16 protein-coding genes are annotated in these 24,460 nt (G+C 60.0%); 3 read left to right on the top strand and 13 right to left on the bottom strand.

Going from position 1 to position 24,460, the window contains the following annotated elements; all coding sequences use genetic code 11:
• Nucleotides 1-10: 10 nt before the first annotated feature.
• The 3 genes from ACMXYJ_RS03810 to ACMXYJ_RS03800 all read right to left on the bottom strand — a co-directional run bounded on the left by ACMXYJ_RS03810 (nt 11) and on the right by ACMXYJ_RS03800 (nt 3,541).
• Nucleotides 11-1,261, bottom strand: a complete 1,251-nt coding sequence (locus ACMXYJ_RS03810) for a sarcosine oxidase subunit beta (protein WP_007947735.1) — start codon at nt 1,259-1,261, stop codon at nt 11-13.
• Between the two features lie 23 nt (nt 1,262-1,284).
• The gene (glyA, locus tag ACMXYJ_RS03805; protein ID WP_415758834.1) at nt 1,285-2,538 is read right to left on the bottom strand and encodes a serine hydroxymethyltransferase; all 1,254 of its coding nucleotides are present in this window, start codon (nt 2,536-2,538) and stop codon (nt 1,285-1,287) included.
• Between the two features lie 283 nt (nt 2,539-2,821).
• A complete protein-coding gene (locus tag ACMXYJ_RS03800; protein ID WP_415758833.1) occupies nt 2,822-3,541 on the bottom strand; it encodes a TraX family protein in 720 nt (239 codons plus the stop codon).
• Nucleotides 3,542-3,674: 133 nt separating this feature from the next.
• Between ACMXYJ_RS03800 and ACMXYJ_RS03795 the strand changes: the two genes are divergently transcribed.
• Nucleotides 3,675-4,715, top strand: a complete 1,041-nt coding sequence (locus ACMXYJ_RS03795; RefSeq protein WP_415758832.1) for a low specificity L-threonine aldolase — start codon at nt 3,675-3,677, stop codon at nt 4,713-4,715.
• A 123-nt stretch (nt 4,716-4,838) separates the two neighbouring features.
• Nucleotides 4,839-5,663, top strand: coding sequence for an SDR family oxidoreductase (locus ACMXYJ_RS03790; protein ID WP_415758831.1), 825 nt, complete (start codon nt 4,839-4,841; stop codon nt 5,661-5,663).
• Between the two features lie 138 nt (nt 5,664-5,801).
• Here the strand turns inward: ACMXYJ_RS03790 and gbcB are convergent, their stop codons facing one another.
• Entirely contained in the window at nt 5,802-6,902 is a 1,101-nt protein-coding gene (gene gbcB, locus ACMXYJ_RS03785) for a glycine-betaine demethylase subunit GbcB (protein ID WP_056739089.1), read from the bottom strand.
• Between the two features lie 296 nt (nt 6,903-7,198).
• Between gbcB and gbcA the strand changes: the two genes are divergently transcribed.
• Nucleotides 7,199-8,494, top strand: a complete 1,296-nt coding sequence (gbcA, locus tag ACMXYJ_RS03780; RefSeq protein WP_046045311.1) for a glycine-betaine demethylase subunit GbcA — start codon at nt 7,199-7,201, stop codon at nt 8,492-8,494.
• Nucleotides 8,495-8,601: 107 nt separating this feature from the next.
• Here the strand turns inward: gbcA and ACMXYJ_RS03775 are convergent, their stop codons facing one another.
• The 9 genes from ACMXYJ_RS03775 to dgcA form a co-directional block, all read right to left on the bottom strand.
• Nucleotides 8,602-9,846 carry a metallophosphoesterase family protein gene (locus ACMXYJ_RS03775; RefSeq protein WP_415758830.1) on the bottom strand — a complete coding sequence of 415 codons (1,245 nt, stop codon included), beginning with the start codon at nt 9,844-9,846 and terminating at the stop codon, nt 8,602-8,604.
• A gap of 27 nt (nt 9,847-9,873) precedes the next feature.
• Nucleotides 9,874-11,742, bottom strand: coding sequence for a hypothetical protein (locus ACMXYJ_RS03770; RefSeq protein ID WP_415758829.1), 1,869 nt, complete (start codon nt 11,740-11,742; stop codon nt 9,874-9,876).
• A 143-nt stretch (nt 11,743-11,885) separates the two neighbouring features.
• Nucleotides 11,886-15,338: a GMC oxidoreductase gene (locus ACMXYJ_RS03765; protein ID WP_415758828.1), complete on the bottom strand. Its 3,453-nt coding sequence runs from the start codon at nt 15,336-15,338 to the stop codon at nt 11,886-11,888.
• Between the two features lie 978 nt (nt 15,339-16,316).
• The gene (locus ACMXYJ_RS03760; protein WP_415758827.1) at nt 16,317-17,516 is read right to left on the bottom strand and encodes a retropepsin-like aspartic protease; all 1,200 of its coding nucleotides are present in this window, start codon (nt 17,514-17,516) and stop codon (nt 16,317-16,319) included.
• Between the two features lie 79 nt (nt 17,517-17,595).
• A complete protein-coding gene (locus ACMXYJ_RS03755; protein WP_415758826.1) occupies nt 17,596-18,162 on the bottom strand; it encodes a GNAT family N-acetyltransferase in 567 nt (188 codons plus the stop codon).
• Nucleotides 18,163-18,261: 99 nt separating this feature from the next.
• Entirely contained in the window at nt 18,262-19,032 is a 771-nt protein-coding gene (locus ACMXYJ_RS03750; RefSeq protein ID WP_415758825.1) for an electron transfer flavoprotein subunit beta, read from the bottom strand.
• A 15-nt stretch (nt 19,033-19,047) separates the two neighbouring features.
• Nucleotides 19,048-20,268 carry an electron transfer flavoprotein subunit alpha/FixB family protein gene (locus ACMXYJ_RS03745; protein ID WP_415758824.1) on the bottom strand — a complete coding sequence of 407 codons (1,221 nt, stop codon included), beginning with the start codon at nt 20,266-20,268 and terminating at the stop codon, nt 19,048-19,050.
• Nucleotides 20,268-22,217 (bottom strand): dimethylglycine demethylation protein DgcB, encoded by a 1,950-nt coding sequence (gene dgcB / locus ACMXYJ_RS03740; protein WP_415758823.1) that lies wholly within the window; start codon nt 22,215-22,217, stop codon nt 20,268-20,270. Before dgcB ends, ACMXYJ_RS03745 begins: the two co-directional genes overlap by 1 nt.
• 168 nt (nt 22,218-22,385) lie before the next feature.
• Nucleotides 22,386-24,446 (bottom strand): dimethylglycine demethylation protein DgcA, encoded by a 2,061-nt coding sequence (gene dgcA / locus ACMXYJ_RS03735; RefSeq protein ID WP_415758822.1) that lies wholly within the window; start codon nt 24,444-24,446, stop codon nt 22,386-22,388.
• Nucleotides 24,447-24,460 lie beyond the last annotated feature (14 nt).

Genomic DNA, 24,460 nt, shown 5'->3' with positions numbered 1-24,460 from the left:
ATTTCTCCTGTTAGTGGGCAACCGCAGCAGCGCCGTGTTCATCGATCAACGCACCGTTGTGGAAACGGTCGATGGAGAAAGGTGCAGCCAATGGGTGCATTTCACCCTTGGCCAGACTCGCGGCAAACACGTTGCCCGAGCCAGGTGTTGCCTTGAAGCCACCGGTGCCCCAACCGCAGTTGAAGAACATGTTCGGGACCGGGGTTTTCGAGATGATCGGGCATGCGTCCGGCGTGGTGTCGACGATGCCGCCCCACTGACGGTTCATGCGAACGCGGGACAACACCGGGAACATCTCGACGATGGCCTGAATGGTGTGCTCGATCACCGGGTACGAACCACGCTGGCCGTAGCCGTTGTAGCCGTCGATACCGGCGCCGATCACCAGGTCACCCTTGTCGGACTGGCTGATGTAACCGTGTACGGCGTTGGACATGATCACGCTGTCGATAATCGGCTTGATCGGCTCGGACACCAGCGCTTGCAGCGGATGCGATTCGATCGGCAGACGGAAACCGGCGAGCTTGGCCATGTGCCCGGAGTTACCGGCGGTCACCACACCGACGCGCTTGGCGCCGATGAAGCCCTTGTTGGTTTCAACACCGATGCACACTCCGTTTTCCTTGCGGAAACCGATCACTTCGGTCTGTTGAATCAGGTCCACGCCCAAGGCGTCGGCGGCACGGGCAAAGCCCCAGGCCACGGCGTCGTGACGGGCCACGCCGCCGCGACGCTGGACGGTAGCGCCCATCACCGGGTAGCGAGTGTTTTTCGAGCAGTCGAGGTACGGAATCTCGTCAGCCACTTGTTTGGCATCGAGCAGTTCGCCATCGACGCCGTTGAGGCGGTTGGCGCTGACACGACGTTCGGAATCACGGATGTCTTGCAGGGTGTGACACAGGTTGTAAACGCCGCGCTGGGAGAACATCACGTTGTAGTTCAGGTCCTGGGACAGGCCTTCCCACAATTTCATTGCGTGTTCGTACAGGTGCGCCGACTCGTCCCACAGGTAGTTGGAGCGAACGATGGTGGTGTTGCGCGCGGTGTTACCGCCGCCCAGCCAGCCTTTTTCGACCACGGCCACGTTAGTGATGCCGTGCTCTTTGGCGAGGTAGTAGGCGGTCGCCAGACCATGCCCGCCACCGCCGACGATGACCACGTCATAGACCTTTTTAGGGGTCGGCGTGCGCCACATCTTCTGCCAGTTTTCGTGATGGCTGAGGGAGTGTTTGAAGAGGCCGAAGCCTGAGTAGCGTTGCATAGTCATTTACTCCAAAACCGCGCTCAGCGATAAACCGGGAAGTCCGCGCACAGGGCCGAAACTTGCTGCGCAACATTGGCCTCTACATCGGCGTCGCCGAGGTTGTCGAGGATGTCGCAGATCCAGCCGGCAAGCGTGACGCACTGGGTAACCTTGAAGCCGCGCGTGGTCACCGCCGGGGTGCCGATGCGCAGGCCGGAGGTCACGAACGGCGACTGTGGATCGTTCGGGACAGCGTTCTTGTTCACGGTGATGTGGGCGCGACCGAGTGCTGCGTCCGCCTCTTTGCCGGTGAGGCCCTGACGGATCAGGCTGACCAGGAACAGGTGGTTATCGGTGCCGCCGGACACTACATCGTAGCCGCGTTTGATAAATACGCCGGCCATGGCCTGGGCGTTGTCGATCACTTGTTGCTGGTAAGCCTTGAAGCTCGGCTCCAGCGCTTCCTTGAAGCACACCGCTTTACCAGCGATCACGTGCATCAGCGGACCGCCCTGGGCACCCGGGAACACGGCAGCGTTGAGCTTTTTCTCGATTTCTTCGTTGGACTTGGCCAGGATCAGGCCGCCACGTGGACCGCGCAGGGTCTTGTGGGTGGTGGTGGTGACCACATCAGCGTAAGGCAGCGGGTTCGGGTACAGGCCGGCAGCGACCAGACCGGCGACGTGGGCCATGTCGACGAACAGCAGTGCACCGACCTTGTCAGCGATCTGACGGAAACGCGGGAAGTCGAGGGTCTTGGAGTAGGCAGAGAAGCCGGCAACGATCATCTTCGGCTTGCACTCGACGGCCAGGCGCTCGACTTCGTCGTAGTCGATCAGACCGGTTTTGGTGTCGATGCCGTACTGCACGGCGTTGTACAGCTTGCCCGAGGACGACACTTTGGCGCCGTGGGTCAGGTGACCACCGTGAGCCAGGCTCATGCCGAGGATGGTGTCGCCAGGCTGGATCAGGGCCAGATACACGGCGCTGTTGGCCGACGAGCCGGAATGCGGCTGCACGTTGGCGTAATCAGCACCGAACAGCTGCTTGGCGCGTTCGATGGCCAGCGCTTCAACTTTATCGACGTGCTCGCAGCCACCATAGTAGCGCTTGCCCGGATAGCCTTCGGCGTATTTGTTGGTCAGGCCACTGCCTTGCGCTTCCATGACGCGTTTGCTGGTGTAGTTCTCTGACGCGATCAGCTCGATGTGATCTTCCTGGCGTTGCTCCTCGGCATTCATCGCCGCCAGCAGTGCATCGTCGTAACCCTGGATCTGGTCTTGCTTGCTGAACATCGCGTCTCTCCCAGCGGCATCTATGCGCCATTCGTCTCGGTAAGGCACTGGTGTTTCGACAGTGCCCTTTGAATGCGATGGTATGACCGGCGCAGACAGGCCAAATGCCTACGGACGCCACGCAAAGGTGCGTTTACGACATGGCGGGAAATGGCATGCCGAACACACTCTCCAAACCAACAGAGATCCCCTGTGAGCGAGCCTGCTCGCGATGACGGTGAGTCAGCAACATTGATGTCGCCTGACACTCCCTCATTCGCGAGCAGGCTCGCTCCCACAGGGGTTAGGCGATGATCTGTCGCACTGCGAGCAACAGTAGAAAATGCAGCGGATACAGCGCATACGCCCAGCGACGCATCGGTGGCGGAGGTTTGAACTGGCCGGCGTGGCGCAGCAAAAGCAGGCCGGCCAGTGGCGCGATCAGACAAGTGGCGATGCCGAGGATGGCTTCAACATTGTGAAACTGCGCGGAGGAATAAAGCACTGGCCACTGATTGGCCGCCAGGCAGACCAGCCCCGGCAACAGGCTGAAGTACCAGGGACGCTTGATCACCAGCAACATCGCCAGCGGCAACAGGACGCCGAAGAAGCCGAACATCAGTCGCTCCGGGAACAGCGCCGCCAGCAGCAAGGCGCCTGCCGCCAACAGTCGCGCTTGCAGGGTTCGGTCCTGCCAGCCACGGGCTATTAGCAACCCCAGCGCCAACGTGGGCAGCACGTTCAAGGTGTCGGGATCAGGTATGTACATTCGGTAGGGAATTTCGCTGATGGCGCTAAACAGCAGCAACCAGCCCAGATAGCGCCACTGGCCGTCGGTCGCCACGACGCGGACCCGCGCCAGGTTTGCCGCCATCGCCAGACAGAACCACGGAAAGGCCAGCCTACCCGGAACATACAGAATATCGACGGAATAACCGACATATCGCAGGTGATCGAGCACCATGCTCAACAGCGCCAGCCACTTGAGCAGATCCAGTGCCCCATCCCTTTGCGTCATGTGCATAATTGCCCGTCGTCTTTGTATTTTTCTGTCAGACACATCGCGTGTGCTCTCCGGATGATCTTCGGTAAAGTGCGCACCATCATTGACCACGAGGTTCTTCACCATAAGAGTCTCGACCACGGAAAGCAGGGCCATGACCGATAAGAGCCAACAATTCGCCAGCGACAACTATTCCGGTATCTGCCCTGAAGCCTGGGCGGCCATGGAACAGGCCAACCACGGCCACCAACGCGCCTACGGCGACGACGAATGGACGGCACGCGCGTCCGACGATTTCCGCAAACTGTTCGAAACCGACTGCGAAGTGTTCTTCGCCTTCAACGGCACCGCGGCCAACTCCCTGGCCCTGTCGTCGCTGTGCCAGAGTTACCACAGCGTGATCTGCTCGGAAACCGCTCACGTCGAAACCGACGAATGCGGTGCACCGGAATTCTTTTCCAACGGTTCCAAACTGCTCGTCGCCCGCACTGAAAACGGCAAGCTGACCCCGGAATCGATCCGCGAAATCGCGCTCAAGCGCCAGGACATCCACTACCCGAAACCGCGCGTAGTCACCCTGACCCAAGCCACCGAAGTCGGCAGCGTCTACACCCCGGAAGAAATCCGCGCCATCAGCGCCACCTGCAAAGAGCTGGGCCTGAACCTGCACATGGACGGCGCGCGGTTCTCCAACGCCTGCGCTTTCCTCGGCTGCTCGCCGGCCGACCTGACCTGGAAGGCCGGCGTCGACGTGTTGTGCTTCGGCGGCACGAAAAACGGCATGGCGGTGGGGGAAGCGATTCTGTTCTTCAACCACAAGCTGGCTGAAGACTTCGACTACCGCTGCAAACAGGCCGGGCAACTGGCCTCGAAAATGCGTTTCCTGTCGGCGCCTTGGGTCGGGATTCTGGAAAACGACGCCTGGCTCAAATACGCCAAACACGCCAACCACTGCGCGCAACTGTTGGCTGAACTGGTGAGCGACATTCCAGACGTGGAACTGATGTTCCCGGTGCAGGCAAACGGCGTGTTCCTGCAACTCTCGGAACCGGCCATCGCCGCACTGACAGCCAAGGGCTGGCGCTTCTACACCTTTATCGGCAACGGCGGCGCACGCTTCATGTGCTCGTGGGACACCGAAGAAGAACGCGTACGGGAATTGGCGGCGGATATTCGCGAAGTCATGTCCCGCTAACACCCGCCAGCCTGCTGATCGTTCACTCCGCGTGGGAACGATCAGTGGCGGCTGGAGAGTTGGTCTACATTTGACTGCGAGCTGTTTTGATCTGCTCAGACAATAATAATCAGGAGCGCACGCATGTCATTGAAAGGCAAAACCCTGTTCATTACCGGCGCCAGCCGCGGGATTGGTCGTGAGATCGCACTGCGGGCTGCGCGGGATGGGGCCAACATTGTGATTGCCGCTAAAAGCGCCGAGCCGCACCCCAAGTTGCCGGGCACTATTTTCAGCGTGGCGAAGGAAGTCGAAGCTGCGGGCGGCAAGGCGTTGGCCTTGCAGGTGGATGTGCGTGACGAAGTCGCGGTGCGTGAGGCGCTGGCCCAGGCCCACGAACATTTCGGCGCCATTGATGCGCTGATCAACAATGCCGGCGCGATCAAATTGACCGGGGTTCAACACATCGAACTCAAACGCTTCGACCTGATGCATCAGATCAATACCCGCGCCGTGCTGCTGTGCAGCCAGGCTGCCCTGCCCTATCTGAAGAAAACCAATGGTCACATTCTTAACCTGTCGCCACCGTTGAACCTGGCGACGAAATGGTTCGCCCAATACAGCCCCTACACGGTGACCAAATACGGCATGAGCATGCTGACCCTGGGCATGAGCGAGGAATTTGCCAGTTATGGCATCAGCGTTAATTCGCTGTGGCCGCAGACGATGATTGCGACGGCAGCGATCGAGTTTCAGCTCGGATCACGTGAGTCGTTCAAGCATGCGCGTACGCCGGCGATCATGGCGGATGCTGCTTACGCGATTCTGAGCAGCAACGGACGTAGCATTACCGGTCGGCTGTTGATTGATGAAGAGATTCTACGGGAGCATGGCGTGACCGAATTCGATCACTACCGCTTTGAGCCCGGCACCAACGACAAGCTGATGCCGGACCTATTTGTCGACTGAAGAAAACAATCGATCAGAAGAGACACAAAACCTGTGGGAGCGAGCTTGCTCGCGATGACGGCGGCACATCAAACATCGATGTTGGCTGACCTACCGCTATCGCGAGCAAGCTCGCTCCCCCAGGTTGTGTGGCGTGTATCAGAACTCGATGCGCACGTCGCCCTTCGGCACGCTGCAGCACGAAAGAATGAATCCTTCGGCTTCGTCTTCCTCGGTGATCCCGCCGTTGTGGTCCATTTCGACCTCGCCACCCAGCTTCATCACCTTGCACGTCCCGCAAATCCCCATCCCGCACGCCTTTGGAATCAACAACCCCAACTTGGCAGCGGCAGCGTGAACAGTTTCCCCCGGCGCCACACGAATGCTTTTCCCGGACGCGGTGAATTCCACCTGATGCAGGTCCGCCACGTCGATGTCCGGAGCGTCGGCGGCGATTTCGGCTTGCTCCACCGCATCGGCACGGGCTTCCGCTGGCGTAGCACCAAAAGATTCCTCGTGATAACGCGACATGTCGAAGCCGACCGCTTCCAGCATGCGCTTGACCGCGTTCATATACGGCGTCGGGCCGCAGCAGAAGACTTCGCGCTCCATGAAGTCCGGCGCCATCAGCTCCAGCATCTTGTGGTTCAGGTAACCGCGATAACCGGCCCACGGCTCGCCCAGACCATGCTTCTCGCAGATCAGGTGCAGGCTGAAGTTGTCGATCCGCGACGCCATGTGTTCCAGTTCGCGGTGGTAAATGATGTCTTTAGGCGAACGGGCGCTGTGGATAAACACCATGTCGACGTTGCCGTTGGTGTCGTAGAACCAACGCGCCATCGACATCACCGGCGTGATGCCAACGCCGCCGCTGAGGTACAGCACCTTCGGCGCGGTGAAGTCCATGGCGTTGAACAGCCCGACCGGCCCGTGCACCGCCAGCTCCTGGCCTTCATGCAGCGTGTCGTGCAGCCAGTTGGAGACCTTGCCGCCCGGGACGCGCTTGATCGTTACGGAAAAGCTGTACGGCACCGATGGCGAGCTGGAAATGGTGTAGGAGCGCATGATCGGCACGCCTTCGATTTCCAGCTCCAGGGTGACAAACTGCCCCGGCTTAAAGAAGAACAGGATCGGCTGGTCAGCCATAAAGCAGAAGGTGCGCACATCCCAGGTTTCCTGGATGACTTTGACGCAACGGACGATGTGTCGACCATTGGCCCAGGTCTGGGTGGTTACCGGATTCAGGAAGCTGTTGGACATGCTGTTCTCCACCGCCGATGGTCGGCCTTATGTTGGCGATTCTGCGTAACGTGCGAACCACCCATTTACCTATCTGCGACATTCACATACTTATCGCGACCAGCCCGCATCTACCGGGGGTTACGCGTCGGGAACAGATTGGGCCATGTCGCCCATGGATAAGGTTCTGCCCAGCGCCGGCCCCACACTCGCTCCATACCAAGACACAATCTTTACACCATGCTTTACACCTTGCGTAGCAAACCTGATTAGCCACTTTTCGCCGGCCACACAGAATGGCCTTGAGGATCAAATCGATGGACGTCACCGCAAAAATCAGCCTGGGCGATCCGCTGGAACCCGCACGCAAGGCCACCGCGCAGATGCTGCAAGAACGCGAGCGCACTTTCTCGCTGCCGCAGCCGTTTTACTCTGACGAGCGGCTGTTTGATATCGATATGCAGGAGATCTTCCAGAAAGAGTGGTTGATCGCCGGCATGGCCTGCGAAATCCCGACCAAGGGCAACTACCTGACCCTGCAAGTCGGCAAGAACCCGATCATCGTGATTCGCGGCGCCGAAGGCGTGATCCATGCGTTCCACAACGTCTGCCGTCACCGTGGTTCGCGGCTGTGCACCAGTGAAAAAGGCAAAGTTGCCAAACTGGTCTGCCACTACCACCAGTGGACGTACGAACTGGACGGTCGCCTGCTGTTCGCCGGCACCGAGATGGGCGCCGACTTCGACATGAAGGAGTACGGCCTCAAACCGGTGAACGTGAAGACCGCCGGCGGCTACATCTTCATCAGCCTGTCGGAAAATCCGCCAGCCATTGATGACTTCCTGTCGACGCTGAACCATTACATGGAACCGTACGATATGGAGAACACCAAGGTGGCGATTACCACCACCTTGATGGAAAAGGCCAACTGGAAACTGGTGCTGGAAAACAACCGCGAGTGCTACCACTGCAACGCGTCGCACCCGGAACTGCTGAAAACCCTGCTGGAATGGGACGACGTCACCGACCCGCGCGCCGACCAGGCCTTCAAGGACCACGTCGCCGCCTCCGCCGCTGCCTGGGAAGCCGAGAAGATCCCTTACGCCCACGCCAGCTTCGGCCTGCGTAACCGCATCGTGCGCATGCCGCTGCTCAAGGGCACCGTGTCGATGACCCTGGACGGCAAACAAGGCTGCGCCAAACTCATGGGCCGCATCAAAAACCCGGACCTGGGCTCGATGCGCATCCTGCACCTGCCGCACTCGTGGAACCACTGCATGGGCGACCACATCATCGTGTTCACCGTGTGGCCGATCAGCGCGCAGGAAACCATGGTCACCACCAAGTGGATCGTCCACAAGGACGCCGTCGAAGGCGTGGACTACGACGTGGAACGCATGCGCCAGGTCTGGGATGCGACCAACGATCAGGACCGTCGTCTGGCCGAAGAGAACCAGCGCGGCATCAACTCCACCGCTTACCAGCCAGGGCCTTACTCCAAGACTTATGAGTTTGGCGTGGTCAACTTCGTGGACTGGTACAGCGAGCGTTTGCTGAACAACCTGGGCGCGGAACCTGCGCCTTACCTCAAAGGGGTTCCGGTTCAGGGCTAACAACAAAAGCATCGCGAGCAGGCTCGCTCCCACAGGGGATCTTTGGTGCGCCGAAGATCAAATGTGGGAGCGAGCCTGCTCGCGATGGCGGCCTCACATTCACCTGATCAGCTTGAAGACCACCTCACGCTGCCATCCTCGCCAATAAACGTCTCCTCGATGTTCTCTCCCACCAGCCGCACCTTCACATAACCGTTCAGCACCCTGTCCGGGTACGCTTCATCCCGCGCATTTTGAGTTTCCGACCACAACACCCGCGAATGCCCGTCCAGTTCGCTGGCATTGCCATACGGAATCGCTCCGTGCCCGGCGCAGCGCGCATGCAAGCCACCCTGAGCGGCGTAGCAAATGCCATTGTGCAAATGCCCCCAATACCAGTAATCCGGCTCACGCCCCAAGGCATCACACACTGTTTGATACAGCGCAGTCTTGTTGTGCCCGGAGATATCAAAACCCTGATGGTGACTGAGCACCATGAGCTTCTTGCGCTGAGGCAGGTCTTTCATCCAGGCGATCTGCTCCTTGTTCAACGTGCCGTCCATGTACAGATTGATCGCATCAGAGGCATAAGCGCTGTCGAGCCCGACCACCAGCCAGTCGTCGTTGTACAACGCGAAGTAACTGGTGCCTTGCTGCGCCGGAAAACGTTTGGCCAGTTCCTTGAAGTAACCGTGGGCGCCGCTGTACATCTCGTGGTTGGAATTGAGGGTGAACGAACCGTGCTTGCCCATGGGCCAACCGACCATGTCGACGTCTTCCTGAGAGTGGGTGCCGGCGTAATACACATCGCCGAGGTGAATGGTGAAATCGGCCTGAGCCAGTTGCATCTGATTGGCTACCGCCACCGCCGGTGCATGACTGTCGAACGGCCCGGTGCCCCAGTCCCCGGCGATTGCCAGCACCACGTCGCTGTCCATCTTCATCAGCGCCGGGTTGGTGGCGAAAGGGGCGTGATGCCGCAGGTTCTCGATCCACTTCAGCAGCGCTTCGCTCCACAGCAGATCCAGCAGCTCCCATTTGCGACAACCCAGCAAACTGCCGTCCTTGAGTACCCGGGTTTGCAACTCGTCTACCGATTGCGGCAAGGGCGTGGCGTTGCCGATGTGCAGGATCGACAAACCGTGGGACAACTCCCACGGCACGCTCGGCTGATCGTCCGGCAAGTCGCCGTGTTTGAGCACGTACTGCGCCTGGTCGTGACCGCGCTGCAGCAACGCGACGATGGCCTCGAACTCCTCCGGCTCAAGCTCGCTGACGAGTTTCTTCCAGGACATTTCCAGCCGCGTGAACAGCCCGTGCACGCGCAGCTTGACCTTGTCGTATTCATGTTCCCAATGAGTGACGAGTGACATGTCGGTATTCCTCCATCCGTAGTGGGATTACAGGGTTTTCATGAACTCGATGAGCGCCCGTTTATCGAGTTCCGACAGCTGCGTGCCGTACAGGTGGCCACCGTTGTGGTTGCCCTCAAGGCGCGTGTCGTATTTGAAGTCCGCCGAGGCTTTCATTTGTTCACCGCTGGTGACGAAGCCGACCTTGTCCTGGTCGTACACATCGGAGCCGGTGAAGAACACCTGCGGCCGCTGTTCCGGTGGTTGCAGCAAATCCCACAGGGTCGGCACCGAACCGTTGTGCAAATACGGCGCACGCAACCAGACACCGTCGGTCGGCGTGTTGCTGTAACTCTGGGTCTTGCGGTAGGCGCCAAAATCGAACGGCGATGTCTTGAAGCCGTGGAAGGCCGTCACTAAACCGGTGGTGAACGAGTTCAGCCGATGGGGATCGGTGCCCAGCTCATCAATGTTGGTGGTGACCTGACCGGTGTCGGCGCGGCCGAAATCATGGCAACTGGCGCAGTTCGTTTCCCAGACTGGCTTGCCTTGGGCGACCTTGGCCTGATCCAGCGTGAACGGCCAGGCCGGGGATTTGTGGCCCAGCAGCCAGTTGGTCACCCGGTTGAAACTGGCCGGCAGCACCGACTCCGGCGTCGCGCCCACGGCCATGGCCGCGGCGTAGTTGCGCTCATGAATATCATTGTTATTGCCGTCCCAGTGCAGGTACAGCGACTCCCGGGGCTTCTGGTTCCAGACTTGCGGCAAGTCGACGGTGCCGATGGTCGAGTCATCCGGGAAGCCGAACACCACCATTTTGGTCGGGTTGAACGTATCGGTGCGCCCCGGCCCTTGCGGTGCGCGCAGTTGCTGCCAGGCATAGGCCTGTTTCTGTTTGATCAGCGCGCTCGTGGCCATCGGGATGATCAGGTAGCGGTTGTACAAGCGCTCGAAGAACCCGAGCTGGAACTTGCTGTTGATCGCGGTCATCACCGCGTCGGTGGTGAATTTCGGGTCGCTGGCGCAATCGTAGGCGAACCACTGGAAGGCCTGCAGTTGCAGGGTATTGGCCGGTGCAGTGGCCACCGGGATGGCGACGTCGCTGGTATTGGCCCGATAGGAGCCGGTGTGGCACAAGGCGCAGTTGGGCTCCACGGTCGGGTAGCCGATCTGCCGCTTGGCCATGCCGATGGGCAAATCGTTGCCATTCTCGTAGAGGAAACCAAAGACTTCGTAGCCGCCGGGTTTCGGCATTTTCTCCGGGCACATCTGCGGCAATACGGCGAACAGGTAATAGGGAATCCGCGCTTCGATGCCCAGGCCGATGGCGGCGTACTTGTAGTGATCTTCATCGGAGGCGTATTGCTCTGCCGGCACCACCCGCAGCATCTGGTACCAGGTCTGGTAACCGATGAATCCCAGCGCCAGCACCACGACCAGCGTGGCGACCTTGAAGCTGTGCCGCTGCCAGCGTCGCGTCCACGCTGCACGCCACTCAAGCCAGCCGTCGCGAAGCAACGCCAAGGGCCGATTGGCCGGCGCGCTGCCCAGGTACAGCAGGATCCCGAGGATCAGGAACATGCTCAGATCGCCCAGCAGCATCGGCACGAACACCTGGGCCTGATTGCTGGTATTGATCAGGTAGATCCAGAACGCCACGGCGACCAGTCGCGACAACACGCACAGCCACGAATGCACGACGTATCTTGGTGCGTTGAAGCCTGATGGCATGTAGAACAGGCTGATCCCCACCAACAGCATGCCCGCGTTTTCCAGCCACGGATCGGAGAGTTGCGGTGGCATCCCGAGCATCGAGGTCAGCAGCGCCGGAGCAAAAAGCGCCGGGATTGCGAAGACCATGTTCATCACGATGCCTAGCCAGATGAAGCGTTGAAACCAGCGGATGTAACTGTCCATATCATCCATTTCCTTGTCGTTCATCCCGAGCGAGACACCGCCCCCGTAGGAGCTGCCGCAGGCTGCGATCTGTTGACGTTGCCTTTTAAAAACAAGATCAAAAGATCGCAGCCTGCGGCAGCTCCTACGGGGATAGCGTGATTTCAGCCCTGAGCGGTTTTCTCCAGGTGTTGCAAGATGATCGGGTACACATCGACCACCGCATCCTTGCCGAACATGCAGTCGATGTGTCCATAACCCGGCACTACATGCCGGCTATAGCGCTCCGGCCCATGCACCTTGCACACGCGTTCGTAGGTCTTGAGCGTGCTTTCCGGCAGGTAGCACTGATTCTCCGCCCCGCTAATAAAGCAGATCGGCATGCTGAGCCTGTCGAAGTGCGGCATGTAGACGTCCTCGCCCTTGAAGTCCACCAGATGCCCTTTGCGCACGATCAGCGCCAGGTGCTCGAAGGTGTGCATGTTCGACTCGCCGAACAGCTCGTGCAGGTTGTCGTGCAGGGTTTCGTTGAGGGTGTCGTGGCGGTACAGCGACGCGTACATGAAGGTAATGCGATGGCACACCGGGTTGGTGCAGTAACCCTGGGCCTCGATCCGGGCGTAGCCATTGAGAGCCTTGTCGTAGAGTTTGTTGAACCAGTTTTCCTTGTTGTCGGCGTACGCCGTGAGGGATTTGATGCCAATGGCGTCGAGCATGCCGGGCAGGTGCAAACCGGCCTTGAGGCCGGTCGCCGTGGCAACAACGGCATCTGCCGCGATCTGCGAGCAGACCACCGAACGTACGCCCTGCAACCCGGCCAGCAATGACATGAAGAAGGTTGTCGCGCCGTAGCAGTGCACCAGGCATTGCACGTCTGGCGCTTTGGTTTCCTGCTGGATCTGCGCGATGGCAGCCTTGAAATCGTACTGGGCGATCTGGTCGCCATTCCATTCCTTCTTGCTCGCCGGCAGCAGGATGCTCACCCGCAAATCCAGCAACCAGACGTCGTACTCGTGCTTGCACAAATACTCCAACAGATTGGTCTGGATGGTGTCGGTGGAGAAAATATTCGAGCCCACACCCAAGCCATGAACCAGCATCACCGGCCCTTTATTGCCGCCCTGATAACGGGTCAGGCGCAGTTCGACGCTGTCTTCGGTCTGGAAGAAATGCACCGCCGGTGTCGGCGCATCCAGCGGTCGCTTCAGCCGTGGTGGTGCGTCGGGGTTGAAGTAAATGTCGCCAGCGAACACACCGCCGTAACTTTCCCAGAGAATCCCGGCGAAGAACTTGCCGAATCGCGCCAGGCCCTCAATGCGCTCGCGCTCGTTGCGGGCGTTGAGCACCTTCATGGTGGTCATTTGCTTGGCGAAATCGGTCGGATGGATATGCATCACCCCGGAGCCGATCACCTCACCGCTCTTGTCCGCCCCGCGATAAAGCGTCACGTAAAGCGTGCTGGTGTCGTGCCAGATGTTCAGCACGCCGTTGTCTTCGGGCACGGTTTTGAAGGCGCTGAAGAAATAGTCGTTACCGTCCTCGGCGGTCAGTTTCATGTCGTACTTCATGTGCCGCACGCCGACCTGTTCCTGATACTGCTCGAACAGGTTGAACACGCCATTGCTGGCGGTCAGCGGCTGCGGTGACAGACCCGGTGCGTTGACGGTGCCAACCAGAGTGGCCGCATGTTCCGGTTCCTTGATCATGCGATTGAGGTCGTTGGCGGTGATGGTCAGGGTGAAGTCGATGGGCGAGTTGTCCGCCTCACCGCGTTTGGCCGCGGCTTCGTAGACCTTCAGGTCAGTGCTCTGGGCCGCCGTGAAGGCCCGGGAGAAGTAGCCTTTCATGGTTTCGGTGAATTGCACGCCAAGGGTCGGTGGCGCCACTTGTTTGCGCGGCGCCGAGGGCAGTGTGTAGTCGATCTGCCAACCGCGATCGGCGGCCAGCAGGCCCATATTGCGTTCGCTCACCGCCGAAATGGTCAGCAGAGGATTAACAGCCAGGGATGTCGGAATCACCGCGCCGTCAGTCACGTACAAGCTCGCATACACGTCGGTGCCGTTGGCCCCGCTGAACACCTGGCCCTTGTGATTGACCACGCCCTGCTCCGCGTCCTCGCCCATGACGCAACCGCCCAGCGGGTGAACCGAAACGATGCTGTGCTTGAGCAGCTTGGTCCAGATCGGATTCTCGACCCAGATCCCGCCCAACGCCTTGGTGCTCTGGTGCAGGCGTTCGTTGCCGATCTTGACGTTTTCCTGCTCGCCGACGCCCGGCCAGTCGATGCGCAGCTGATCCTTGCTATCCAGCACCATGCGCCCCTTGCCGTTATCGTGGCTCATGATCAGGTACGTCTGCATGTTGTGCAGAGCGCCATAGTACGGGCCACGTAGAAAGCTTTCGGCTTCGCGCTCCTTGTACTTCAACATGCCGGTAAAACTGTCGTCGGCGGGTTTGCCGATCAGCTCGGCGAACCCGGCCATGCTCGGCACCATCGGCCGGCCGAGGGCGCCGGGGATCGAACCTTCTTCGATGACCATGCGGCTGCGCCAGTCGCCTTCGGTGCGCATGTCGATGACCGAGGTGATGCACGGGCCGACCGGTTGCAGTTCCTTGGCCGGGTGCGCGCCGAAACCGATGCCGTTGATCGGTTGCTCGCAGTTGTGGCCGAAACCGAGGATGTCACCGTTGCCGCTCATGTTTTCCCCGAGCTGGCCGGACATCGACAGGCCTTTATCTCGGGAGCGCAGGAGAATTTCAGTAGAGCCCAGGGTGCCGGCGGAGACCACCACAATGTCGGCTTTGACGAACAGCGTCGGCGCCGAAAACTTCTCGCGACCGCTGTCCAGGTACTGGAAATGCACAATCCAGCCATCGCCGTCGCGCTCCAGATGACGCACCTGGGCCTGGCAGAAAATCTCCGCACCATGATTCCAGGCGTCCGGCAGGTAGTTCATCAGCGTGGTGTTCTTGGCCTTGTTGTTACAGCCCGACACGCAGTCGCCGCAGTGATTGCAAGGCAGCTGCTCGACGCCGACGTGGTTGAGGTTGTTCGGCAGTTTGTCGAACGTCACGTTGATCGGCGGCCTGTAGAAATGCGCGCCTTGCTTGAGGTAATCCGCCGACTTTTTGTTGGCTTCGAGTTTGGGCAACACCGGCGAAGTGCTGGGGTACGGCATGGGCTTGAGCATTTCCCGAGCCCGGGCGTAACCGTCCTTGAGCAAGGTGTCGCGATGTTCACGCACCGCCAGTGGCCAGCGCGGATCGTCGAATACACCGGGCTCCGGCTCCAGGGCGACGTTGGCGTTGATCAGTGATGTACCGCCCAGGCCGCAACCGACCACCACGTTCTGCTGGGCGTTGACGTGCAGGTCGAATAAGCCGGTGCGCGAGCCGATGTGGCCATCCGGGTCATGCACCTGCAACTCCTCGGTCGCCGCCAACATCGTGTTGGGATACTCGCCGGGCTGCATTTCGCGACCGCGTTCCAACAGGCAGACTCGTTTGCCGGCGCGGGACAGGCGCGACGCAGCGATCCCGCCGCCATAACCCGAGCCGATAACGATCACGTCGTAATGTTCCTTGATGTCGCTGATGGGCGTTGCGATCCGTGTCATGGGTCTATTCCTCTCTCAGGCAGATGGGGCAACTCTGCGGTTGCCTGCAATCGATGGGCGAACGAACACCTGGCCACTGAGTGAACTCAGCGGCAGCCAGCGGGGGCATTGGAAATGTCAGGCGCTATAGACGAGCGCGCTGATTGGTGGCGTGTCGGTGAATGCGTCTGCGCAACAAAGCCGCCGGTGTGGGCACGCAGGTCGCGCAGAGAATGGGGGGTGAGCAATGTGGCTGGCTATCCATCACGCGTTCTCCCTGAACCAGATGTGGATAAGTGACGGCTGTCCTTGTGCCCTGTGAGTGAAGACAGCCGACAGATCGAAGTCAAGGATCCCACCTAGAACTGTATGAAATCTGATCTATTCCGTTCAGGCCTATACGGTACGTGGCTTACAGGGTTTAGCGAACAAGTTATCCACACCTCCACCCACAGTTAATGGGGGCAAGTGTGGATTTCGTGGAAACTTTCTCCACAGAAACTGAAGAAAATCCGTGACTTATCCAGAAGCAGGGTTTTGAGCAAGGATTGGTTGTTTTTTGATCGGAAGCTTGTAAGGCACGTTATACGTGGCTTGCAGAGGATGGCGAACACCTTATCCACAGAAGCGCCAACAGACTTTGGGGGCAACTTGGGCGGATCTGTGGAAAACCGTTGGAAGCCGCGATAAATCGGGGTTTGCGCGAAGTTTATCGGTCTAAAACGACGATTTGATCGTTTTTTGATCACGCGCCTGATAAGCCCGGTTTATATGGCCTGTAGAGGACAGCGAACATCTTATCCACAGATGCGCTAACAGAGATTGGGGGCAAGTATTGGCTCGCGTAGAAAGTTATCCTCTGGAAAAAGCCTGAAAAAACCGCAAGTTAGGCTGGTTGTTTTTTGTACGAAGGGTTGCAGGGCTTGATTTGTATGGGGTGTAGCGATGGGCGAACACGTTATCCACAGAAGCGCTAACAGGGATTGTGGGTAACCGCGATCAGGTCCTGTTGAAACATGACCGACCCGAGTCGATGTCCAGATTCAACTCATAGTCATTGAATGCACCCCACCCAAGCAAAAGCGAAGGCACGTACTCACCCAGCAACAACGACGGTGGAATCGTAAAGTCCGGGTAGTAGTTGTAGGTGATCCGTTGGATATGTCCCGCCAGGCTCAATTCACCTTTGAAGGTTTGGGAACGCGGCTTATCGGTGACTTGAATGGGTGAGTTGCCCGGCGAGGACGACGTCAGGTAATCAACATTGCCAGTGTCGATAATCGCCGGCGTGGCCCGACGATCCAGGCGTGCGGCAATGATCAGTCGTTGATTGATGTCGAGACGCGCATAGGTAATGGGCGAATCACATCGCGCGGGAGGTTCGGCGTTAAGTTCAAGGGTGTTTTTGGTAACCTTCAAACGCCCCAACTTACCGATCAGATCAAGCCCCAACAGGTTTTCCCGGTCGCTGACAAACACCAGGACGTTTCTGAACTCGCTTGAGCCTATCTTTAAAGACTCAAAGATCCCGAGTTTGGCAGACAGATCGCGTTCACCGTAAAACGTGCTGTAGCCATAGTGAGAGTCGGTTAACAACCTGACTCCCATCAGCTTCGCGGTGTCGTGGTTGACCCGGGTTTGCGGCGCGCCGGTGTCCAGAATGAAGCGTGACGAGACACCATTCGCCGCTTTAACATCGAGGTAGGGCAGCACCTCGTCAGTCGCGTGACCGTCACTGGCGTAAGGATGGATAACAAGTACCTCGTGCCGCTTCGCTCTTGTCACCGAAAAATCGCCGACCGCCCGCAGGGTCGCGAGGGATTCGCTGCCGAACATGGAAAACATTGCGTTGAGTTCAGGATCATCCGCGATGGCCTGAGCGTGACGACGCTTGATCGCCAGATAGTATTCGGGGATCTGGTTTGCGGTTTTGGTCTCGAACATTCGGGCGAGAACGGACACTGAACAATTCAGGTTTTTTTCAGCATCCAACACCTTGGCGCATTGCTGTTTCAGCTGCACCAAGGACGCTTTTTGTCCCTGTTCGGACGCTAACCATGTGTAGAAATCCGGAGCTGCCTGCCGGGTATCTGCCATCGAACTTGTTGCTGCACAGATAAAAAATGCAAGCAGCACCGGAGACGACTTTGAACTCACGCCGCCGATCAGACTTGCCTCACGCCGACTGACCGCCCTCATATTCAACCCATTCTTGAAAACGAGTTTTATGAACTAGCGCTGCGGCAACCCTGAGCAGCTCATAGAGAAATGTAGCTCACTACGGCCGATACATCAGATAAGCCTCACCCGTGACCCGAATCATCGGATGGGGCGTAATCTGGCAGGTATCGACGATACGAAAGCCATGTCGCTCGTAAAACCGACGGGCGCCGGTGTTCACGGCGTAGTCGATCAGGCTCAAGCCATTGAGCCCCAGCTGGTTGGCACGGTCGTAAGCGTAGGCGAGGAATTGCTTGCCCAGGCCCTGGTTTCGCCAGCCTTCATGGAGCGCCAGGCTGGATATATAGAGGGTGTCGGGGATTTCCATCTTGGCGTACGGCGCCAGGACTGGATCGGTCGTCGGCTCTGCCAGAGGATCGTGACGCATCACGTAGCTGTGCATCATGCCAATGACGTTTCCATCAACCTCGGCGATGAGGCAGTTTTGATAAGAAAAATCTACGTCGTCACGGGCGTAACGACTGGCGCCCACGTCCAGTAAATCCTGACCGGGCTGCGCGAGTTGGCTCCAGATGTAATCCGCCGCGCCTTCCGATGAAATCTGAAACAAACGAGCAATCTCCCGCGCATCCGCGCGCAGGGCCGAACGAAATTCAACTGCCATTTACCTGACTCCACAGGACATTGAGCGCCCGTTTTAACCCGGGCACTTGAGGCGCGACAACGCACCGGAGGGACGGTTATATATCCGGTTGTTACAGCGTCAGCGAACCACGCCTTCTTCGATCAGCAATTTGAGGATGGCCTCAGCCCCGGCTTGCGCCGTCACGCCTTTAAGCACCTGCCCGCCGCCCCCACTGGCCTTCGCCGTCGCGGCTTTCATCCGGTCTGCGCCGCTCTTGGCCTTGATCACCTTCAAGCGTTTAGGCCGTGGCTTGGCCGGTTGCAGGGTGGCGACCGCCAGCAGTTCATCGTCGATCACTTCGACTTCATCCGCCTGCAACACACCGCGTCGGGCCGGGCCGTAAGCGCTCTGCCGAGGCTTCGGCGCGGCGTTATCCACAGTCGCGAGGAACGGCAGCCGCACTTTCAGGCGACGACGCTGACCTCGAGGCAAGGCTTGCAGCACCAGTGCTGAATTACCGTCGATGGATTCAACTTGAGCCAGCCCTACCACCAGCGGCCAACCCAGATTTTCCGCCAGCAGGAACGGCAGCATGCCCGAGCCTTCGCCGGTTTCCGCCTGGCTACCGGTCAGCACGACCTGAGCCCCGGCGTCACGCAAATACGCGGTCAATGCCGGCAGTGCATCGGCGCCTTCCGGCTGCTCAAGCACATGCAGCTGTTCAAGGCCCATGCCCAGATACGCACGCAACGCCGGTTCCGCGACATCGCCGGCATGCAGCACTTGCAAGTTATCCCCAGCCAGTTGCAGGCCCAGCTCCACCGCCCGCGCATCCTGCTCCGCGCGACGTGGCCGGCCGGAGGTCGGGTGGGCGCCGATGGACACCAGGCTGATGATTTTCGTGCTCATAACCCTTTCCTTTCCTTAAGCCGCATCGCGCTTGGCTTCGTTGCGGTAAGCCGCTACCGCATCGATCAAGGCTTGAAGAATCCCGGCACTCTCGCCGATCACCGACAGGTCGGCCCGTTTGATCATGTCGCAGCCAGGATCGAGGTTGATCGCCACCACCTTGTCGCAGGCACCGATGCCTTGCAGGTGCTGGATCGCCCCGGAAATCCCTACCGCCACGTAAACCCGCGCGGTGACCCAGGTGCCGGACGCGCCGACCTGACGGTCGCGAGCCATAAAGCCATCGTCCACCGCCACACGGGAGGCGCCTTCGGTAGCGCCCAGCGCTTCGGCGGTCCTGTGGAAAAGTCCCCAGTCCTTGACCCCGTTGCCGCCGGAGAAGATGAACTCGGCCTCGGCCATCGGAATCGCCGCCGGATCCACTGCCACCGCGCCCAAATCCTCGATGCGCGAGAGACTGCGCGCCACCGCTGTGGATAACTCCACCGGCAACGCTTCGTGACGGGTTTCGCTGACCGGTTCGGCGCATTCGACGGCGGCCAGGATCAAGCGTGCCACCGGGCGCGCAAGGTCCTGCAAACCGGCCCCGGCGCGGCCGATGCATTCCTGATCCTTGACCTGCCAGACCCGCGTGGCCGGGCGTTCGCCCAGCGCGGCGGCAAAGCGTCGACCCAGTTCACCACCGCCGCTGCGGCTGTCCGGCAGCAACCAGTGACGCGGGCTGAACTGGTTATCCACAGCCCGCAAGCCCTGGACCCGTTGTTCCGGTGCATAACCGCTGAATTCGTCGCCATCGAGCACCAGCAAGCGATCAACGCCAGCGGTGGCGAAGGCATTCTCTTTGTGTTCGCCGAAGACCACGGCCAATACCGCGCCGTCCTGGCCGGCCAACTGATGCGCCAGCCCCAGCAAGTCGCGGTCCTGGCTGCTCAAGCGGCCGCCGACCATGTCCGGCACCACGCTGATGTAGAACGCCGGTTGCGGCACTTGATGCAGCGGCAATTGCACTTCAACCGCGGCCGAGCGTTTGCTCGCCCCGCCCTGTTGAGCGCCGCTGCGGTCGATTCGCTTGATGCCATTGGGACCGATAAATCCGATGCCATGGGGATTCTTGCGGATGACGCCGTTAGGCCCCATCCAGCTGTGTTGCGCCGGCTGCATGGCCGCGTGCAGCGGGTGCAAACGGTTACGGGCGATCCATTCGGCGCGTGGGTCGCGGCGGATAATGTCGCTCATCAGTGGGCCTCCGCAGGTTCACGTTGGGCCGGCTTGGTCGGCTTGCTCGGGGCAGCGTCTTCGAGCAACGCGTCCGCCACCAGTTCGGCGATGTCCTTGATCAGCGGCCGGGGTTCGACCACTCCTTCGAGCATCGCGGTGCACTGTGGACAACCCACGGCCACCAGTTCGGCGCCGGTTTCGCGGATGTCTTCCATGCGCATATCAGGGATCCGCTGCTTGCCCGGGATGTCGGTGATCGGCGCACCGCCGCCACCGCCGCAGCAGCGCGAGCGGAAACCGGAGCGTTGCATTTCCTTGATCTCGATACCCAGGGCGCGCAGCACTTCACGCGGCGCCTCGTATTCGCCGTTGTAACGGCCGAGGTAGCACGGATCGTGATAAGTCACGCTGCTGCCTTTGTGCTGGCCGAGGTTCAGGGCGCCAGCACCGATGATTTCCGCCATGTAGGTGCTGTGGTGCTGCACGAGGTAGTTGCCGTCGAAGGCGCCGTACTCGTTTTTCAGCACGTGGAAGCTGTGCGGGTCGCAGGTGACGATGCGGTTGAAGCTGTACTTGGCCAGGGTCTGGATGTTGCGTTTGGCCAACAACTGGAAGGTGGCTTCGTCGCCCAGACGTCGGGCCACGTCACCGCTGTCACGCTCTTCGAGGCCCAGCACCGCGAAGTCGACCTTGGCCGCTTTCAGCACTTTGACGAAGGCGCGCAAGGTGCGCTGGTTGCGCATGTCGAAGGCACCGTCGCCGACCCAGAACAGCACGTCGACGGATTTCTTCTCGCTCATCAGATTGAGGTTCAAGTCCGCCGCCCAGTTCATCCGCCCGCCCGGGGCGAAGCCGCCAGGGTTGTCGGTGGCGATCAGGTTTTCCAGGACTTCGGCGCCCTTGTTCGGGGTCGCGCCTTTTTCCAGGGTCAGGTGACGGCGCATGTCGACGATGGCATCGACGTGCTCGATCATCATCGGGCACTCCTCAACGCAAGCGCGGCAGGTGGTGCAGGACCAGAGGGTTTCAGCGTCCACCAGACCGTTGACGATCGGTTGATGCGGGTTACCGGCGTGTTCGCCGATCGCCTTGCCTGGATACGCGCTGCCAGCGAATTTGGCATCGGTGCCACTGGCCAGGCCGACGACCATGTCTTGAATCAGTTTTTTCGGGTTCAGCGGCTGGCCGGCGGCGAACGCCGGGCACGCGGCTTCGCACTTACCGCACTGCACGCAGGCGTCGAAGCCGAGCAGTTGGTTCCAGGTGAAATCCTTGGGTTTTTCCACGCCCAGTGGCGCGTTTGGATCGCTCAGGTCCAGCGGTTTCAAACCGGTGGAACGGCCGCCACCAAAGCGCTCGGCGCGACGGTGCCAGGCCAGGTGCAAAGCCCCGGCGAAGGCGTGCTTCATCGGCCCGCCCCAGGTCATGCCAAAGAACAATTCCGATACGCCCCACAGCACACCGACGCCGAGGATCGCAGCCACCACCCAACCGCCGAAGTTTTCCGGGAGGATGCCGGCGACCGGCAGGGTCAACAGGAAGAAGCTTGCAGAGAACGCCAACAGGCTTTTCGGCAGACGCATCCACGGCCCTTTGGAAAGGCGAGCCGGTGGGTTGCGACGACGCAGGAACATGAAAATCGCACCGACGAACATCACCGCCGAGGCAATCAACAGGGCAAACCCGAGAATGCGACTCTGCAGGCCGAAACCGTGAACCAGGATCGCCAGCACAATGGACGCCACCGCACCGCCAGCCGTGGCAACGTGAGTGTTGGCGATGTATTTGTCCCGCGCGACCACATGGTGCAAATCGACCATGTAACGCTTGGGCATGGCGAACAGGCCGCCGATCAGGTCGACTTTCGAAGCCCGGCCTCGGCGCCACATAGCCACCCGCCGCAACGCGCCGAGGACGGCAAGACCCAGGGCTGCGAACAACAGGATTGGAAGAAGGGTGTTCAACATGGTGGAGCTCCCAAAGACCTCGGGTCTTGCAGGCCTGACGACCTGGATGCCTTGCTCGATTCCTGTGGGAGTGAGCCTGCTCGCGATTCAGGCGCCGCGGTGCCTCAGGCAAACCGCGTTATCGTTCATCGCGAGCAATCCCGCTCCCACAGGGTTATCCACAAGCTCTTAGAAATCCTTGCACAACCGCAACGCGTCGTAGATCGCCGCGTGGGTGTTGCGCTGCGCCACGCAGTCGCCGATGCGGAACAGCAAGTAGCCGTCGCCCGGTTGGCTCAGCGAAGGTTGCGGCTTGATCGCGAACAAAGCTTCGATGTCCATCTGGCCTTTGTTGCGCGAGCCTTCCTTCATGGCGTAGTAGATTTCTTCGTCCGGACGCACGCCGTTTTCGACGACGACCTGGTCCACCACCCGCTCCTCTTTGGCGCCGGTGTATTCGTTTTCCAGCACCGCCACCAGCTTGTCGCCTTCGCGGTAGACCTTCTCCAGCATCATGTCCCCGGTCATGATCACTTCTTTCGGGTACATGCTGCGGTAGTACGTCGGGAACGAGGTGCCGCCAATCGCAACGCCCGGTTTGATGTCGTCGGTGACGATCTCGACCTGGCTGCCCTTGTCGGCGAGGAAGTCCGCGGTGGACATCCCGGTGAACTCGCAAATGGTGTCGTAGACCAGCACGTTTTTGCCTGGTGCTACCTTGCCGTCGAGGATGTCCCAGCTGCTGACCACCAGGCCTTCAGCCGCGCCCCAGTGCTCGTTCTGCTCCAGGAATGGATGGCCGCCGACGGCGAGTACCACCACGTCCGGACGCAGGTCGAGAATGGTTGCCGCATCGGCCGCCACGCCCAGGCGCAGGTCAACTTTCAACCGCGCCAACTCCAGTTGGAACCAGCGAGTGATACCGGCGATCTGGTCCCGTTGCGGGGCTTTCGAGGCGGTGGTGATCTGGCCGCCGATGAACTCTTTCTTCTCGAACAGGGTCACGTCGTGGCCACGTTCGGCCGACACGCGAGCGGCTTCCATCCCGGCAGGACCGGCACCGACCACCACAACCTTGCGCTTCACACCGGTCGATTTCTCGATGATGTGCGGCACGCCCATGTATTCACGGGAGGTCGCGGCGTTCTGGATGCACAACACGTCCAGCCCCTGGTACTGACGGTCGATGCAGTAGTTGGCACCGACGCATTGTTTGATCTGGTCGACCTGGCCCATCTTGATCTTGGCGATCAGGTGCGGGTCGGCGATGTGGGCGCGGGTCATGCCGACCATGTCCACGTAGCCGCCTTCCAGAATCCGCGTCGCCTGGTTCGGGTCCTTGATGTTCTGCGCATGCAGTACAGGGGCCTTCACCACTTCCTTGATACCGGCCGCCAAGTGCAGGAACGGCTCCGGTGGATAACTCATGTTCGGGATAACGTTGGCCAGGGTGTTGTGGGTGTCGCAACCCGAACCCACCACACCAATGAAGTCGATCATGCCGGTGTCGTCGTAGTACTTGGCGATCTGTTTCATGTCCTCGTGGGACAAGCCGTCCGGGTGGAATTCGTCACCGCACAGACGAATGCCGACGCAGAAATCCGGGCCGACTTCAGCCCGCACAGCCTTGATCACTTCCAGGCCGAAACGCATGCGGTTCTCGAAACTGCCGCCCCATTCGTCGGTACGTTTGTTAACGCGTGGGCTCCAGAACTGGTCGATCATGTGCTGGTGCACGGCGGACAGCTCGACGCCGTCCAGGCCACCGGCCTTCGCCCGTGCCGCAGCGCTGGCGTAGTTGCCGATCACCCGCCAGATTTCTTCCGGCTCGATGGTTTTGCAGGTCGCACGGTGCACCGGCTCACGGATGCCCGACGGCGACAGCAGGGTTGGCCAATGCTCACCGTCCCAACGGGAACGACGACCCATGTGAGTAATCTGGATCATGATCTTGGCGCCATGCTTGTGCATGGCATCGGCCAGGTTCTGGAAGTGCGGGATGATCCGGTCGTCGGCCAGGTTGACCGACTTCCACCAGCCTTGCGGGCTGTCGATGGCCACACTGGAGGAACCGCCGCAAATCGCCAGGCCGATTCCGCCCTTGGCTTTCTCTTCGTAATACTTGACGTACCGGTCGGTGGTCATGCCGCCGTCGGTGGCATAGACCTCGGCGTGCGCGGTGCTGAGCACGCGGTTGCGGATGGTCAGTTTGCCGATCTGGATCGGCTGGAACATTGCTTCGAAAGCCATGGCGGGTTCCTCGA

The organism is Pseudomonas arabinosi (assembly GCF_047758675.1).
Classification (GTDB): domain Bacteria; phylum Pseudomonadota; class Gammaproteobacteria; order Pseudomonadales; family Pseudomonadaceae; genus Aquipseudomonas; species Aquipseudomonas arabinosi.
This window is presented reverse-complemented; position numbering and strand designations above follow the sequence as displayed.

What these genes read in the sequence shown, in the direction of transcription:
- ACMXYJ_RS03810 (WP_007947735.1), bottom strand. Translation starts at nt 1,261, where the DNA reads ATGCAACGCTACTCAGGCTTCGGCCTCTTCAAACACTCCCTCAGCCAT.
- ACMXYJ_RS03790 (WP_415758831.1), top strand. Translation starts at nt 4,839, where the DNA reads ATGTCATTGAAAGGCAAAACCCTGTTCATTACCGGCGCCAGCCGCGGG.
- ACMXYJ_RS03745 (WP_415758824.1), bottom strand. Translation starts at nt 20,268, where the DNA reads ATGAGCGACATTATCCGCCGCGACCCACGCGCCGAATGGATCGCCCGT.
- dgcA (WP_415758822.1), bottom strand. Translation starts at nt 24,446, where the DNA reads ATGGCTTTCGAAGCAATGTTCCAGCCGATCCAGATCGGCAAACTGACC.
- gbcB (WP_056739089.1), bottom strand. Translation starts at nt 6,902, where the DNA reads ATGTCCAACAGCTTCCTGAATCCGGTAACCACCCAGACCTGGGCCAAT.
- gbcA (WP_046045311.1), top strand. Translation starts at nt 7,199, where the DNA reads ATGGACGTCACCGCAAAAATCAGCCTGGGCGATCCGCTGGAACCCGCA.
- ACMXYJ_RS03770 (WP_415758829.1), bottom strand. Translation starts at nt 11,742, where the DNA reads ATGGACAGTTACATCCGCTGGTTTCAACGCTTCATCTGGCTAGGCATC.
- ACMXYJ_RS03755 (WP_415758826.1), bottom strand. Translation starts at nt 18,162, where the DNA reads ATGGCAGTTGAATTTCGTTCGGCCCTGCGCGCGGATGCGCGGGAGATT.
- ACMXYJ_RS03765 (WP_415758828.1), bottom strand. Translation starts at nt 15,338, where the DNA reads ATGACACGGATCGCAACGCCCATCAGCGACATCAAGGAACATTACGAC.
- dgcB (WP_415758823.1), bottom strand. Translation starts at nt 22,217, where the DNA reads ATGTTGAACACCCTTCTTCCAATCCTGTTGTTCGCAGCCCTGGGTCTT.
- ACMXYJ_RS03750 (WP_415758825.1), bottom strand. Translation starts at nt 19,032, where the DNA reads ATGAGCACGAAAATCATCAGCCTGGTGTCCATCGGCGCCCACCCGACC.
- ACMXYJ_RS03800 (WP_415758833.1), bottom strand. Translation starts at nt 3,541, where the DNA reads ATGCACATGACGCAAAGGGATGGGGCACTGGATCTGCTCAAGTGGCTG.
- ACMXYJ_RS03760 (WP_415758827.1), bottom strand. Translation starts at nt 17,516, where the DNA reads ATGAGGGCGGTCAGTCGGCGTGAGGCAAGTCTGATCGGCGGCGTGAGT.
- glyA (WP_415758834.1), bottom strand. Translation starts at nt 2,538, where the DNA reads ATGTTCAGCAAGCAAGACCAGATCCAGGGTTACGACGATGCACTGCTG.
- ACMXYJ_RS03795 (WP_415758832.1), top strand. Translation starts at nt 3,675, where the DNA reads ATGACCGATAAGAGCCAACAATTCGCCAGCGACAACTATTCCGGTATC.
- ACMXYJ_RS03775 (WP_415758830.1), bottom strand. Translation starts at nt 9,846, where the DNA reads ATGTCACTCGTCACTCATTGGGAACATGAATACGACAAGGTCAAGCTG.